Annotated in this window: 12 protein-coding genes and 1 pseudogene; 5 read left to right on the forward strand and 8 right to left on the reverse strand. The window is 50.8% G+C overall.

Annotated features, from left to right (window positions below):
• Positions 1-117: 117 nt before the first annotated feature.
• A protein-coding gene (locus KT71_RS15550) for an IS3 family transposase (protein WP_152025221.1) occupies positions 118-1292 on the reverse strand; the annotation gives its coding sequence in 2 pieces (ribosomal slippage) (positions 118-1022 and positions 1022-1292; 1176 coding nt in all).
• A gap of 552 nt (positions 1293-1844) precedes the next feature.
• Here KT71_RS15550 and KT71_RS15560 point away from each other — a divergent pair.
• A pseudogene (locus KT71_RS15560) lies at positions 1845-1979 on the forward strand (transposase); the annotation flags it as partial.
• Between the two features lie 26 nt (positions 1980-2005).
• Here KT71_RS15560 and KT71_RS15565 read toward each other — a convergent pair.
• A protein-coding gene (locus KT71_RS15565; protein ID WP_169729146.1) for an IS3-like element ISGpr2 family transposase occupies positions 2006-3153 on the reverse strand; the annotation gives its coding sequence in 2 pieces (ribosomal slippage) (positions 2006-2916 and positions 2916-3153; 1149 coding nt in all).
• A gap of 416 nt (positions 3154-3569) precedes the next feature.
• The gene (locus tag KT71_RS15575; RefSeq protein ID WP_152025256.1) at positions 3570-4898 is read right to left on the reverse strand and encodes a glycosyltransferase; all 1329 of its coding nucleotides are present in this window, start codon (positions 4896-4898) and stop codon (positions 3570-3572) included.
• Positions 4899-5320: 422 nt separating this feature from the next.
• Here KT71_RS15575 and KT71_RS15585 point away from each other — a divergent pair.
• From KT71_RS15585 to KT71_RS15595, 3 genes are all read left to right on the forward strand, one after another.
• A protein-coding gene (locus tag KT71_RS15585) for an IS3-like element ISGpr2 family transposase (RefSeq protein ID WP_169729146.1) occupies positions 5321-6468 on the forward strand; the annotation gives its coding sequence in 2 pieces (ribosomal slippage) (positions 5321-5558 and positions 5558-6468; 1149 coding nt in all).
• A 349-nt stretch (positions 6469-6817) separates the two neighbouring features.
• Positions 6818-7207 carry a GDSL-type esterase/lipase family protein gene (locus KT71_RS20785; RefSeq protein WP_169729164.1) on the forward strand — a complete coding sequence of 130 codons (390 nt, stop codon included), beginning with the start codon at positions 6818-6820 and terminating at the stop codon, positions 7205-7207.
• Positions 7204-8289: an acyltransferase family protein gene (locus KT71_RS15595; protein ID WP_008294396.1), complete on the forward strand. Its 1086-nt coding sequence runs from the start codon at positions 7204-7206 to the stop codon at positions 8287-8289. Before KT71_RS20785 ends, KT71_RS15595 begins: the two co-directional genes overlap by 4 nt.
• A 47-nt stretch (positions 8290-8336) precedes the next feature.
• On the opposite strand, the gene KT71_RS20560 is transcribed toward KT71_RS15595, so the two are convergent.
• Positions 8337-9512: a hypothetical protein gene (locus tag KT71_RS20560; RefSeq protein WP_008294395.1), complete on the reverse strand. Its 1176-nt coding sequence runs from the start codon at positions 9510-9512 to the stop codon at positions 8337-8339.
• Between the two features lie 139 nt (positions 9513-9651).
• Here KT71_RS20560 and KT71_RS15605 point away from each other — a divergent pair, with 139 nt between their 5' ends.
• Positions 9652-10464 carry a hypothetical protein gene (locus KT71_RS15605; protein WP_023660171.1) on the forward strand — a complete coding sequence of 271 codons (813 nt, stop codon included), beginning with the start codon at positions 9652-9654 and terminating at the stop codon, positions 10462-10464.
• Here the strand turns inward: KT71_RS15605 and KT71_RS15610 are convergent.
• From KT71_RS15610 to KT71_RS15625, 4 genes are read right to left on the reverse strand one after another with little or no spacing between them, the layout of a single operon-like run.
• A complete protein-coding gene (locus KT71_RS15610) occupies positions 10461-11789 on the reverse strand; it encodes an O-antigen ligase family protein (RefSeq protein WP_008294393.1) in 1329 nt (442 codons plus the stop codon). The two genes, KT71_RS15605 and KT71_RS15610, sit on opposite strands and share 4 nt — an antisense overlap.
• Positions 11786-12901, reverse strand: a complete 1116-nt coding sequence (locus KT71_RS15615; protein WP_023660172.1) for a GNAT family N-acetyltransferase — start codon at positions 12899-12901, stop codon at positions 11786-11788. Before KT71_RS15615 ends, KT71_RS15610 begins: the two co-directional genes overlap by 4 nt.
• Before the next feature lie 3 nt (positions 12902-12904).
• A complete protein-coding gene (locus KT71_RS15620) occupies positions 12905-14746 on the reverse strand; it encodes a carbamoyltransferase family protein (protein ID WP_008294391.1) in 1842 nt (613 codons plus the stop codon).
• Positions 14743-15750, reverse strand: a complete 1008-nt coding sequence (locus KT71_RS15625) for a polysaccharide deacetylase family protein (RefSeq protein ID WP_023660173.1) — start codon at positions 15748-15750, stop codon at positions 14743-14745. The genes KT71_RS15620 and KT71_RS15625 overlap by 4 nt, the downstream gene beginning before the upstream one ends.
• Positions 15751-15754: the final 4 nt, after the last annotated feature.

Here is a 15754-nt window from a genome sequence, read left to right on the forward strand (position 1 = left end):
AGAAATAAAACGACTTAGCTTCTACTTTAACTAGGGGTATGCACAACATTGTTTTTGGGCTTCGCGAATAGCTAGGTAGAACACTGGGGTCGGTCGGTTTTCGTAGAGTCCACCGGCTCAATATGCCACCTGACTGTGGCGGTGCTGCGTAGCGTACTGTACCGGGGATAGGTAACCGAGGCGCGCTTGTTTCCGAGTCCGGTTGTAGAAGATCTCAATATACTCCCGGATCGCTGCTCTCGCCTGCGCACGCGTCTCAAAGCGTTCATGGTGAATGAGCTCCGACTTCAGGATTCCCCAAACGCTCTCCATCGGCGCGTTGTCCCAACAGTTTCCTTTGCGGCTCATGGACGACAGCATCTGGTGCTGCCGTAGCAGCTGCTGATAGCTCCTCGCACAGTACTGACTGCCGCGATCGGAATGATGAAGAAGCCCAGGACCTGGTTGCCTGACATCGATCGCACGGCGCAGTGCCGTCTCCGTCAGGTTAACCGTCATCCGTTCCGACATCGCGTATCCGACAAGCTCCCCGTTGAACAGGTCTTTGATGCCTGCCAGGTACAGCCAGCCCTCGGCGGTGTCGACGTAGGTGAGATCCGTCAGCCACACCTTGTTCGGCACATCGACGGAGAACTGTCTGGCAAGCCGGTTCGGCGCCACAGGCAGCCTGTGCTTCGAGTCCGTGGTCACACGGAACCGCCGCTTCTGCTTGCAGCGAAGGCCCTGCTCGCGGCGAATACGCTTGATGCGGTGTACGCCGACACGAATACCGTTGTCGGCAAGATCGGACTGAAGTCGCTCGGGACCATACGTCCTGCGCGTGCGCTCGTGAGCCGCCTTGATCTCCAGCGTCAAACGCGCGTTCGCCTTCGACCGTGGTGACGGCGGCCGCTTGCGCCAGGCGTAGTAGCCGCTCTCGGATACGTCCAGCAGACGGCACATCGCGGCGACAGAGTGCTCGTGCCGTAGCCGGTGAATCTGCGCGTACCTCACCGGGATTCCTTCGCGAAGTACGCCGCAAACTTTTTTAGCAGATCGCGCTCCTGCTTGACCTCAGCGAGCTCACGCCGGGCACGGGCCAGCTCCATCTCAAGCTCTGTGGGTGCGCGCTGATGCTCACCCACCTGCTTCAGCTTTCCTGCCCGGGCTGCACGCACCCAGTTACTGAGACTGCTCTTGGGGATCGACAGCCGCTCTGCCGCCTTCGCCACCGACATGCCGGTCGACTCAACCAGCTTCACGGCCTCAGCCCGGAACTCCGGCGTGTAAGATGCCTTGGGGATTCTTTCCATCGTTGTCCTCCAGATCGTAAAGATAAACGATCCGATGGACTCCACGAATTCCGACCGACCTCACACCTTTACTTAGGGACCTTTTATCTGGAACAGCTGCCCGGTGTTCACCGCCTCACGAAACGTACTGATGGGCGGGCATTTTCCCGATAGCACTCGCAGCTAATACCACCGGGGCAACCAAGAAGCGTGGGAAGGTCGATGCACAACGAACGGACAAGCCCATCGATAGAAGGCAGCCTGCACGACAGCGACTGTCACCGCCGAATTATTATGAGAACTGCTTATTGGCGTGGCGAGCTACAAGCGATATCAACATACAAATTGAGCGGAGATCGCGTCAGTGACTTTGGAATTGGAGGTTAGATTTGCAATTTGAGCCTAGCAACACTGCAAGACCCCTTCAGGCAAAAGTCTTCCTGATGATATCTGCGGGCCTCGTAGTTATACTCATGCTCTGCTACCTCACTTTTCGGCACATCAACTGATACGGCCTGAGAATCCCCGACACTTTTTGTGGTAAAAATCATAGATGATCACAAGAGGTAAACAATGTCTAAAGGGATTCGATACACGGATGAGTTCAAGCAAGAAGCCGTAAACCAGGTCGTCGTGCACGGCTACACAGTGCTCGATGTCAGCCAGCGGCTGGGTATCTCGAACAAGAGTCTTTACGACTGGATCAAAAGGTTCAGTGAATCGCCACCAGTTCTCTAGACACTTTCCAGTTGTTTTTCGTGATGCTGTTCGTAGTCTACAGGTGACAGCAGGCTGTTCGAGCCATGCCGGCGTCTGACGTTGTAGAACATCTCGATATAGTCAAAGATATCGGCCCGGGCATCCTGCCGGGTCGGATATATCTTGCGCTTCACGCGCTCGCGTTTCAGAAGCTGGAAGAAGCTTTCAGCGACTGCGTTGTCATGGCAGTTGCCGCGTCTGCTCATACTGCCCTCAAGGCCGTTTGCGCGTAGAAACGCGCTCCAGTCATAGCTTGTGTATTGACTGCCCTGGTCCGAATGAACAAGTACCTTGCTCACCGGCTTGCGACGCCACACCGACATCAACAAGGCATCTAGAACCAGATCGCTCGTGATCCGTGATTGCATCGACCAGCCAATCACCCGGCGCGAGAATAAGTCGATGACCACGGCCAGGTACAACCAGCCTTCGTGGGTCCGAATATGGGTGATGTCGGTCGCCCATCGCTCGTTCGGCGCAGCCGGATTAAACTGTCTCTGCAGGACATTAGGCGTCACATCATGCGCTTTTCCAGCCTTATGCCGTGGCTTGCGATATCCAACCTGCGCCCTGATTCCAGCGTCTTTCATGAGACGGTGGACACGGTTGGGGCCGCAACACTCGCCTATTTCATGCAAATCACGATGGATCTTCCGATAGCCATACACAGCACCGGACTCGAGCCAGAACTGCTTGATCAGGCCAGAGAGCCGCTTGTCCTCACAACGGCGAGTCGATTGCGGCTGTCGACGCCACGCATAGAAACCGCTGGGGTGAACGTTAAGCAAAGAACACAGATGCCGCACCGGCAACTGGTGGCGATGGGATTGAATAAAAGCGTACTTCACTCGGATTGGCTCGCGAAGTACGCCGCGGCTTTTTTTAGAATGTCACGCTCCTCCGTGACACGCTTAAGCTCTTTTTGTAGCCGACGAATCTCGGCCTGATCATCAGCCTCCACTCGATGTTGCTCAGCAGCCGGCCCGTACTTCTTCACCCAGGCATACAGACTGTGCGTCGTCACGCCCAGCCGACTGGCCACGTCCGCCACGCTGTAGCCGCGATCAGTAATCTGGCGAACAGCTTCTCTCTTGAATTCTTCGGGGTAACGCTTGTTGCTCATAAACACCTCTCTGATAGCCATTTTCTATGGCTGAAAGGTGTCTAGCAAACTGGTGGCGATTCAGACTGTAATGCTGAGCTTCCCGTTTTGTAAGTTCCCGCATGGATAAATATCTGCATAACTGGCTCTGATAAGTGCTCTCTGAACCTCAATCCCAAAATTTAGTTCAATCACAAAGTTCCGCAAGGAGTGGCTCCGTCACACCAAACTCAAACTCAAACTCAAACTCAAACTCAAACAGCTTTTGTTCGTAAACTGAAACGCAATGCGAAGCCAAAGGTCGCGTTCTAGTTGCTGAAGCCAGGAAAGTCGAAGCGCGTTGTCGAGCTACATCACGTGGCACATGACAAAAAACTCATACTGGCAGCTTCGGGTCAGAAATACGGTGCTATCAATCCCTCATTGCCGACATTGACCTACTTGAGGACGTGACTGCCAAGCCAAGTGTAACTTTCTTTAAAATCAACGCCGCTCTGTCGAAAGTAACTCATACCATGCAACTCATTTACTTTCACTGCTAAAGGCGATGGCGAAGGTGACTCCCGATGCTGCGGATGAAGTAACTCAATTGCATCTATCGCTTCTGCAAGCCGCTCCGTAGCGGCCTCTGCAGAACGATGCTCCATAATATAGTTTCGACAACGCATGGTTGGTTGCCTCTCTATCAAGCCACTTACTACGTCACATAGGTCGTTTTCCGAAGCGAACTGGCCAGTGTGCTCGTTGACGAAATCGTACTTAACGCCGTAGTTATGCCCTTCTCGCATCACAACGGGCGTGTCGCAAAGCATGCTTTCAATGATAGCTCGATTGTTACCTTCGAATTTTGACCAAAGAACGCTAGCTTTCGACTGCCGCAACAAATCCGCGACCTCGGTTGGTGTAACCCATTCATAGAACTCGACGACTTGCTGCACCCCAGCATCAGCTGCCATCTGCTGAATATCTTCTTTGGTGAGATCTACTGGATAGCCCACGAGGGCGATTCTGAAGTTCGGATCTTGCTTTACTAGAGGAGCAATCGCCGTAAAGAAAGCTTGATGTCTTTTGAATCTTGCCCATCCAGCCACCATAATCAAATCTATGGGCCGATGAACACCAGCCTCAGGACTATGAAACATGTCATGATTGATAAACCAACTAGGGCCAACATCTACAGGAATTAGATTACTCCTTAGCTGCTCAATAAACGCAAAATCACGTGGCTCGTACGCTTGAACCAAAATCGGCGCTTTAAATTGGGTAAAAGCCAAAATGTCCGCCTCACAAAGCCCTGCCCAGCTTGGCTCAAGAATGAGGTGAAAGCGTTCCAGTATTTTTTCGACATCATAAAATTTCAGGAAGGGCAAAAAATATGCATTGTAGTTAATGATGATTACGCCTTTGGACGCATCTCCAGGGTTGCGTAGCACAGTAACGATGCCGTCGAGCATCAGCTTGGGGTCATTGAAGAACTTTGAAGTGCGTTCGCATGGCCCGAGGTCGGCAAGAGCTGCCTCCGTTATGTTTTCTCCTGCCTTGGAATCACTCAAATACAAGCGATCCACTGTCGCAACGGCAAGCGCGCTGCTACCGCGCCATCCAACCCGGAACATGGCACTTACGATAGAGAGCTGACGAGCGTAACTACGCCGCACACCAAGAACTCGTGCCACAACACCGCCGATCATTGTCAACGGCCATTTTGCGCTATTGTGGTCGTACTTTATAAACTCTTCAATGGAACTATGTCTAAGGGCTTTCACTATACGCACACTGGGTTCTCAGAAGCGGAATTGGTCTTGCACCACACTTGTTTTGATCCACTGCATCGCCATGATCACCGGCACATGATGACGCCAAGTGCCATATCTCATCCAAGATGAGCCTCACAACGTCACTAACCGAACGCAGAGAGACACGCATAACTTAATCAATGAATGCCAAGCCTAAACATGTTACCAATCAAAAGGGTTGGTTAGTAGCCGAGCAGCCAAGAGGACGTGACGATGATCACACTTAGTTTTAAAAATATGTCGTAGGCTTGTAGCGAAACATACTGGGGGTCAAGCACACACAGAATTAAAGGCTATATCGCTTGATGCTCAGGTAACGAGTGCCTCTATGAATCGCCACCAGTTTGCTAGACACCTTTCAGCCATAGAAAATGGCTATCAGAGAGGTGTTTATGAGCAACAAGCGTTACCCCGAAGAATTCAAGAGAGAAGCTGTTCGCCAGATTACTGATCGCGGCTACAGCGTGGCGGACGTGGCCAGTCGGCTGGGCGTGACGACGCACAGTCTGTATGCCTGGGTGAAGAAGTACGGGCCGGCTGCTGAGCAACATCGAGTGGAGGCTGATGATCAGGCCGAGATTCGTCGGCTACAAAAAGAGCTTAAGCGTGTCACGGAGGAGCGTGACATTCTAAAAAAAGCCGCGGCGTACTTCGCGAGCCAATCCGAGTGAAGTACGCTTTTATTCAATCCCATCGCCACCAGTTGCCGGTGCGGCATCTGTGTTCTTTGCTTAACGTTCACCCCAGCGGTTTCTATGCGTGGCGTCGACAGCCGCAATCGACTCGCCGTTGTGAGGACAAGCGGCTCTCTGGCCTGATCAAGCAGTTCTGGCTCGAGTCCGGTGCTGTGTATGGCTATCGGAAGATCCATCGTGATTTGCATGAAATAGGCGAGTGTTGCGGCCCCAACCGTGTCCACCGTCTCATGAAAGACGCTGGAATCAGGGCGCAGGTTGGATATCGCAAGCCACGGCATAAGGCTGGAAAAGCGCATGATGTGACGCCTAATGTCCTGCAGAGACAGTTTAATCCGGCTGCGCCGAACGAGCGATGGGCGACCGACATCACCCATATTCGGACCCACGAAGGCTGGTTGTACCTGGCCGTGGTCATCGACTTATTCTCGCGCCGGGTGATTGGCTGGTCGATGCAATCACGGATCACGAGCGATCTGGTTCTAGATGCCTTGTTGATGTCGGTGTGGCGTCGCAAGCCGGTGAGCAAGGTACTTGTTCATTCGGACCAGGGCAGTCAATACACAAGCTATGACTGGAGCGCGTTTCTACGCGCAAACGGCCTTGAGGGCAGTATGAGCAGACGCGGCAACTGCCATGACAACGCAGTCGCTGAAAGCTTCTTCCAGCTTCTGAAACGCGAGCGCGTGAAGCGCAAGATATATCCGACCCGGCAGGATGCCCGGGCCGATATCTTTGACTATATCGAGATGTTCTACAACGTCAGACGCCGGCATGGCTCGAACAGCCTGCTGTCACCTGTAGACTACGAACAGCATCACGAAAAACAACTGGAAAGTGTCTAGAGAACTGGTGGCGATTCACTATGTATTGCCGAACGCCCGGTTACCTGCCTGCTTCCCCCTGTAGAGACCGAACCGGAATGTGATGATTTACACAATAACAACCAGCTTTAGGATAGCGTTAACCGTAAGCTCAGTAGTCGCGTTAATCGCTTTGTACACCTATAAAAGCGACGATGCTGATAGAAGTCGTCACCTCTTTTTGATCCAAGACTTAGCGGGCGGGACCTACACTACTTTATTGGTGGGCACTTCAACAATTCGGCGTATCCCGTTCAACGCCCTCGCTGAGTGCCGCCCCTTCCGATTGAGAGGGCTAAACTCTGCGCTACTAATAGACGTGAGCTTGTATATGTCTGCAATCAAACCAGACGACCAAGTTCATACCATACTGCTGTATGCGGGAGAGAACGACTTGTCTAACGGCAAGAAATTTTACGATATCCAGGAGAAATTCACTGAGCTACTCAATATGCTAGAGAAAAAGTTTTCGCGTGCGAAAATCATAATAATCGGCTTGAAATTCTCTACTGCAAGAAAAGCCGCTTGGCCCGAATTTCGTCAGTTCAACGCCTTTGCCAAACAATGGGCCTCTGCCAATTCAAGAGGTAACTACATAGATACAGCATGGTCTGAAGAAGAAAACGCATCAGCTTTTTTTGAGGAAGACGGAGTACACCTTAACGATCGAGGTTACCGTAAGCTTCTACCAACTATCACTGAGGCTTGCAAAGCAATATGACCCGTCTACATTACATGGATTCAATGCGCGCTGTGCTGATGATGCTAGGTGTCGTCCTACATACAGCGCAAATCTATAATCCAGACCAGTCATGGGTCCTGTACACGACAACGGACTCGAGCAAAGTAGCCAAAGTTTTCTACGAATCCATTCATCTCTTTAGAATGCCTGCGTTTTTCGTTATTTCTGGTTTCTTTTGCGGCTTAACATTACAGCGCTATGGGGCATTGAAGTTTCTTAAGGTGAGAATTCCGCGACTCGTCATACCGATGGTTACAACAGCACTAACATTAAATGTTCTTCAGTTTTATGTTTTAAGTGCATCGGGATGGTCAAGTGACACTTGGGAAACCTTCTTCCTGCAAGGAGGCTGGGTCAGTCATCTCTGGTTTCTGGCTAATTTGACATTTTACTTTTTCGTGACAGCAACTGTTTTTTCCTTCGTGCCGAAGAGGGTGTCGTCGCTAGCAAACGTTTTTCTAGATCACGCTGCGAAACTATCAGGACTATTTTTCTTGCTACTTTTACCAACGATTACGTTGCTAATAATGTCGCTGGGCCAATTAGGGTTCCCTCTTTACAGTCAGTTCTGGAACACAATATCAGTCTATCAATTGGTGTTGTACGTGCCGTTCTTTACGGTAGGGCTTTTGTTTGGCACCAAGTTTCAGTTTCTAGATAAAGCAATCGGTTTATCTGCGACTTGGCTGATAGCGTTGTTAGTGGCGTGTCAACTTTCACTGCAGTATCTCTCTGATGTGGGACGCCTTGACGCGATTTTTCAACTTTATTTTTCAACCCTAGCAGCCTGGTGCGCGATTCTAGTGGTGTTTAAGTCATTCCATTACTTTGCTAACCGTAGCTCAAGAAGCTGGCAGTTCCTGTCCGATTCTGCCTACACTGTTTATCTCTTTCACCACGCAATGGTGATCATTCTTGGAATCATTGCCATTAAGCTTGAACTAGCATTCTGGATTGGTTTTCCCGCTATCATATGCATTGTTTTGATCTGTACTCTAGCTTTCCACCTTTTCTTGATAATACCCAACCGCAAACTTCGATTCCTTTTCAACGGCAAGTAACGTTCGAGTACTGCCACTTAACTAGAGGTGCAACTGAATCAGATAGGCTATGCCTTAGGAAACCTGTAAGCAAAAATGGCGGGCGACTTCTCCGGACCACCTTGACTGGTGTCCATATAGCTACACAGATAAAGAATGCCCTCTCGGTCATCAAAATAAGCACCTCGGACACCAAAGCCTAGTTCGAGCTCCCCATATTCATACGGTCGAGGATCGAAGATATTAGGTGCATCCAAAATATCCTGGAGTCTAAACCTCCAGTAATAATTGTAGTAGTCATCAGCCTCAAGAGCGTCAAACCCAGAACCTCGAACTTTGTAGGCTATGCCTGACTTCAGGCCACCAGTTCTCCCAATACAGATATAGTCATCGCCCCAAATGAATCCAGTCCACACTCGAGAGAGCTCATTGAAAACAGGGTCACCAACTTCTTGCCGATCGTAGCTTCCCATCGGGTTTTCTAGCGAGAAAAGCATTAAAGGTTTTGCTGTTGCTGCCCCGGTTGGAGACCCGTCCATGGCGTATAGCGAGGGGCCAATGGAATGACGATGATTTATCGGAGTGTTTTTACTACTTCCCAGTAAGTGGGTGCCGCCTAGAGACTGCTGCCATACAAAAGGGATCTCTTGCATCCATCCCGCTGAGCGTGCGTGACCTTTCGTTGAATAAAACTTATCGACTGACCCGTCATAGTGGAGTATGGCAAGGTCTTTAGTATTGTTAGCATCGGCATCGTAGTATTCTTGCGTGAGTACAAAAACTCGTCCTCCGTCATCGTACAAACCCATTATAGGCCAGCTAACGGAATTCCCTCTTGGCTCAATTTGTACATACGGCATCACGTTGTCTGCTAAAGGAGCATCTTGAAGCTCTGTATCCTCAAAGGCCAGTGGTCCAAACTTACCAACGCCATTGCCATACTCGTGGCCTGCGAGCCAAAGATAATTATCTCGAACAGCAAAAGCGCCATGGCCAAAGGCAGCTCGCATATATTCCCCGCCAAAGTTCATGTTCCTTACGCGCGTTACACCAAGATAAGAAGAACCGAATATGGCATCCCCCTCGGACCCTAACTCTTCAGGCGGTATTTGCGCACCAGGCAGTGCAGAGGCGGTGGCGACCCCCGCCTCCGACGAACTAGAAGAGCCACCGCAGCCCGCGAGCCCTAAAGTCACCGTACCGGTTATTAGCGTAATTGCTCTTCTTCTGGTCACGTTACTCATAGAATATCTCAGAAAAAATAATTGCACTGCCCAACTTGTGCGAGTATAGCCTTTCTGTAGTATACGCGAGCCGCTACAGCGGTCTAAGGACAAGCACCCACCGCATCACCCAAATAGGAAGCCCTGCGCAAAACAAGAAATGCGTCAAACGACTACACTGACCGTACGATTAGCTGCCTCTGCGGGGTTGGTGCTACTTTCACTGAACTTCTTTGGACTTACGCAAAATCTTCGTCCTGAGGGCCTAACACCAGATGTGCTGCGTTTTGGTGAACGTGACCTCTTGCTATCACAGAATGAGCTAGAAGAAGAAATAGTGCGTGGCGAGCAAGAAACCGACGCTGAATTTCTGAACAGGGTCACCCACTCTATTGCTGACGGAATGGCACACATCCATTGGGAGAGATTCGATGCCAACAGATTTCATCAGCAAGTCCCAGTATGGGAAAACTACATTCTATGGGGCATGCGCTACATCACAAAAATCCCTGAATATGAACGCTACCATTTTAGTAATGTGGAAAAGTCCATCGAACGCGGTATCGGCATATGCGGAGATGCCAGTATTTTGCTTTCACAAATTCTTACTACCGAAGGCATTAGCAACCAAATCGTCAGCATGCCCGATCATGTGATTGTAGTAGCCCGATTGGGCGATCAAGAATTCCTCCTAGATGCCGACTTCGGTGTGGTAGCGGCCATATCACTGAACGAGGCAATGCTGCACCCAGCAAGACTGATCGCGGCTTACGCCGCGGAGGATAAATACGATAGTACGGTCTCAGAATTTACGCAGGCGCTCACGCACACCAATCAAAGATGGGATGGGCCTCAAGCGTTCATAACTAAAAAGTATTACTTCGAAAAACTCGCATACTTTCTGAAATGGACAATCCCCGCACTGCTACTACTTGTGGCCTTGTTTCTATTCAGAAACAAGGGCGGCGTTTAAAGGTCAACTGAGGAAGCACTTCGCTTCACCGGACTTTTCGCATGCAGAAAATAAATCTGGTACGCCGCAGCTGCAAAAAGAATCAACCAATGTAGTCCCTCAGCTCGCATTCGATCGATAAACGTCATACATATAAGATAACCAACGCAAGAAGCCTCGATCGCGACAATAGTGAAAAAACCATTGCTGTCCTGAGTTTGTCTAAGTTGGCTACGGCACCTCCTCAGCATTGTGTAAGTTGACCACAAAACCATCACAAAAATAAACAATCCTGCAAACCCCACTTCACTCAGTGTTTGAAACCAAGAGGAGTGCGGTGCCCGCCGACGAGAACCTCCCGTATCAATACCTTCAGGGATGTAGCGGTCAGAACTAAGATGAAACGCGTAAGCCCCCCGACCCAGAGGGTGATCAATTGTCATACGCAGCGCCGCCATCCAAAAGAACACGCGCGTCGAGCCGGTCTCCTGCTCCGCCGAGAGCGCGCTCTCTGATTGAATCGAAAACACTCGGTCAAACGCCGACTTATCCATGATAGATAACATTGCAATGACACCCAACAGTCCAACCGCTATGACTTTGAGCCTTAGATTGCGAATCCCCAAATTCGCTCCAAACAATCGATACATATAATAGGCAGCACCCATGCCAAGCCCGAGATAGGCGCCTCGGCTGTTCATCAATACAAGTGCGTTGGTAATAAGTCCGCCCGCTATTACAACAGCAAATCGGTACGACGGTTTTTTGTTCGTCCAAAAAAAGTGAAGCGCCAGAATGGCAGCAGGCACAAGCATTGCGGCCAGCCCATTAACGTCGGGCGAATCGACAGTGCCGATCCCCTCAACGCGGTTTCCTGAATTACGGCCCACCTCAAAAATATAGTATCCGATGTAGGCGGCTCCCAATACATACCCCGCCATAATGTAGTTGAGCGCCGTTCGATCACGGCAAAGCACCAGTGCCGCAGACACTACCATGATGCTTTTAAGGTAGGCCTCGAGAGTCGTCAGGTGAAGAGCCGGAGCAAGCGAGTAGAAGTAAGTAGCCGCATACAAAAAAACCAACAGGTAAAGCCAGCGAAACGATGGGGCTGCGAGCACCCTTAGACCCTCTCCGCGAGCCCTTGTGACAACAGCCATTATCAATACAAGCATAGAGAAGAAAAACGAATACCGCAGATCTGGTACAGAATTTATCCACCACCGAGATTCATGATGCAGAAAGTAAATCAGCTCATACCCAACAAAAGCCATAATGGGCATGTAAGCGAAACTGAGCACCACAGTTATGATCTGAGTCAGGTAAAAGAAAGCAATACTAATCACTGGTTTCTATCCAACAAGTTCTTTGAGCGTCTTAGTGCACTCTCCAGACGAAGGAGTGGCCGTGGCCGCTGAAACGCCACCCGACAAACAGTCTCACCACGAGAAGCCAAACGATCCTTATAAGACTCACCACCACCCATAAAGTCATAGGACTCAAAACCTGCTAGTGCATAACGCTCGATCAATAAAGAATGCCCCAAGAGACCCGGCTTCAGGCGATTATCTTCTACTCGCGGAAGAGCGCTGAGATAAAAATAGACCCGCGAGTCGAACAGTATGTTGTAAAAGTATCCCAACACCTCGGCGCCATAGCGGATGCGGATAACGTCAATTTTCCCCTCCGAGAATCCGCTTTTGATAAGTAACTTATGAAAATGCACAAAGCGCGGATTGGAAAAACCACTGCCCAACCAGCCAGAGCCCCACCGTTCTTCGTGCATGGGCGCAATTTCATCCAACATAACAAGCGCCTCATCAACAGTTGCCGCGCGCTCAATGCGCTGTTCGCCATACTCTTCATAAAGGCGTGCTGTTCGCCTAACCTGGTGTCGCGCGTTACGCGACAAGCTACTCAGAAAAGCACTCTCAGCCGTGAACTTTGTTAAATCGGTCGCGTGCGAGGTGGACTCCCACCGTATATGTTTATGGAAAAAGCCCGGGTTATCAAAGAGCTTTAGCTCGCTCTCGCAAGCCACACCCACAACCAATTCATCCCAACCCGGTAACGCGAGCAGGTAATTGACTGCTGCTTCAGTGGCCTTCTCTTTATGCCCGTTTGCCGTTAAAAAACCATTGTACTCAATCCACTGTTGATCCCGCGAAGCATCGCCAGTTTCGTTTAAAAACACCTGCCGACAGATTGGCACTCCGTTCCTTTTACGCCACAGCGGTTTTGATAGGCACCCTAGTGCAACGACTACATCGCTACGACGCACGACCAATAGGTCGAATGCGGGCTCCATTACATCAATCCACGTGCCAATCCACAGCCAGGACAAGAAGAATTTCCCGTCCGAACGGCCCTGCAAATCACACCAAAACTCTTCTACCTCAGACCGGGAGGGACTAGAAACCAGCTCCACGCGGTAACCATCGGATGCGTGGTTCTCCAAACTTTAGTGTCCAGCCGGTTTGTCACCACGATCAGGATGCTCAACCAGATAGGGACCTATCGCCAACCACTCAATTCCGCCTGCCAAAAATGCACGAATTGCATCGGCCGGGCTCCGGACGATGGGTTCTTCATGCATGTTAAAGCTGGTGTTTATGAGACTGGATATCCCACTGAGGTTCTCGTATTCCTTAAGAATGTCGTAATACCCCTGATTAACTTCGCGACGGATCAGCTGCGGACGGGCGGTGCCATCTACGTGCACAGCGGCAGGGCAATCCCGCTTCATCTGCTCTGAGCAGTCAAAGGTGATCGTCATAAACTCGGCGGTATGCTTTGCCCCTTCGATGTTGAGATAGCACTCCTCTGCAGCCTCATACAGGGTAACGGGCGCAAAGGGCATAAACTCCGTCCGACCGAGGCGTTTATTCAGCCACTGGTTCACTTCCGGCTCGCGTGCGTGATACATGATGGATCGGTTACCCAGGGCCCTGGGGCCGTACTCCATACGACCATCAAATCGCGCAACAACGTTACCCTCATGAATAAGCGCCGCGACGGTAGCCGCATAGTTTTCCGGCTGATCAAAGCTGAGCTTGGCGTCATTAAGCGCGCTCTCGATGTCCTCATCGCTGTAGTCTGGACCGTAATAGGAGTTTGTTATGCTTGGTAGAGTGCCCCCTGGCCAGGAAAAATGCATTGCCGCACCGGTACCACAGCCACCATCACCCATATTCGGATAGACAAAAATCTCTTTAACTTCGGGTATTTCAAAAATGCGTTGGTTGAGCTTGACGTTGGCGGTGACACCGCCAGAAAGCACTACCGCATCTACCCCGGTCTCGCGCACCCAGTGCGCCACAAAATCCTTGGCGACGACCTCAAGTACATACTGATAGGCAGCAGCCACATCGATCTTTGGATAGCGCGCCGCGAGATACCGCGAAAAATAAATATTGTTGGACTGATAGATACCAAAGTCACCACCGTGCTGATCAATCCGGCTGAGCAATACATCAGCCAGTACCGCAGGATCACCAAAAGCAGCAAGGCCAACAATCTTGCCTTCGTGACGTCCCGGCTTGTATCCCAAGCTGGACGTTACATGTTCATACATAGTCCCCAGGGAGTTCGGGTAGCTGACGCCATGTAGGCGTTTTATTTTTCCATCCTCGGCAAGTGAAACAGACCCCGCCAACCCCGTGCCATAGCCATCTAAAGTGATGCACAAAGCGCGGTTGAACCCGCTGGCGTAATAGCTATTCGCCGCGTGCGATGCGTGATGTTCAAGGCGTCGTACAGCACCCGAATAGCCCGCTTTACGAAGGCCACTCTCCAGCTCGCTCTGCCAACGGCGATGAGAAGTGCGGGCTTCTTCCTGCCATTGTCGTGACCCGGCCTTTGCAAATCGCTTTGAAAGAGAAGGCTGCTTGGCGGCCAGGCTATAAAAAACTTTATGGAGAATTGACTTCTCTAACTTTTCGTTCGGGTTGTCTAAACCATGAACCGTCTCGGTACGTTCGGGCACTCGAGCATCAGCAGCAGCAAGCAATTCATCAAGGGCCTGCGGTTCGTAGCTGTCCAGAAAGCGATTTTCTTCCGCCAGGTTGGCATCAAATTTTTCTTCCTCTTTGTCGGCCTCAAGAAATGGGTAAACAACCAAATCCACGTCATCAAGACTCCAGCCTGCGTACTCTAGACCCGCCGCAAGCGACAGTGCAGGAAAGCCGTCCTGCTGCTTTAACCGGGAATATCGCTCTTCACCCGCAGCGAATACAATTCTGCCGTCCTCTACCAGTGCCACGGTAGCATCCTTATCCAGCGGGGATATGCCGATAACTTTCATTTAAGCTGCTCCAGTTGAGCGTAAACCTCAGTTGGCGTACCCGGTACACCGTTGAGTTCACCGAAGAAAAATTCAAAGTAATCTGTGAATGTCTGAAGAAATGCAGCCAGCTGCTCATCATTCAGCACGTACTCTGTACAGCCCGGCTTTAACGTAGAGCTGTGATAAGCGAACGAGAAGACGCGTTGACCTCGAGAGAACAGAAAGCGCGTAAGCTGCTTGAGCTCCTCCAGGGTAAAGCCCTCAGGCGACAAAAGCAGCCTGTCTACCACTTTGAGACGCGAGAATATCCCCGGGACTCGAGCGAACTCCAGGCGCCGGGAAAGACTATAAAGCGATTTCGCGTATGAACCGGCCACCCCTACAAACCCGCCAGACAAAGGCAATTCAAGCAGGTGCCCCTCTCTTCCGAACCAAAAAGGTGTGGAAACTTCATCACTGTAATCCGGGCCGCCGCTATCGCTATGATTGACTGGTGGAGAAAACGACAGATCGATATCAAACCCCAGTTTCTCTAGCGTATCTCCCGTATGCGGTCCAAACCCATAACGGCCCGCCTTGTAGGCTCTAGGGGCTTTACCAAAAACCTTCGTTATCTCATCACGAAGAACCTGTATCTTTTTGAACTCTGTTTCTCGGTCCAGGTTCCCCGGGTACATGTTAGCTACGCTAAGCGTCTCGGTAAGCGGCGGGTTCACCCATGGATGTAAATGAGCCCCTATTTCGCAACGCCCCTGGCCGTAATAAGTTTTAAGGTCCACAACCCCCTGGCTTTGAGAAACGATTGGATAGTCAATGACGTAGCACGGCTTTAATCCAAAGGCGTCGCATCTTTCTTGCGCAAGTCCGACATTTTGCATCGCCGTAACCTCTGTGGACTTTCGGTCAGGAAATCGCTCCCAATCGAACTCCTCTTCGGTATCAACTACGACCATGAGCACCGGTCTGGAAGACTCCGGCAACTGAACGTATCGGCGTTCTGAAAGAGGAATGGCACTCGACATCGGA

Origin of the sequence: Congregibacter litoralis KT71 (genome assembly GCF_000153125.2) — a bacterium.
Lineage (GTDB): Bacteria > Pseudomonadota > Gammaproteobacteria > Pseudomonadales > Halieaceae > Congregibacter > Congregibacter litoralis.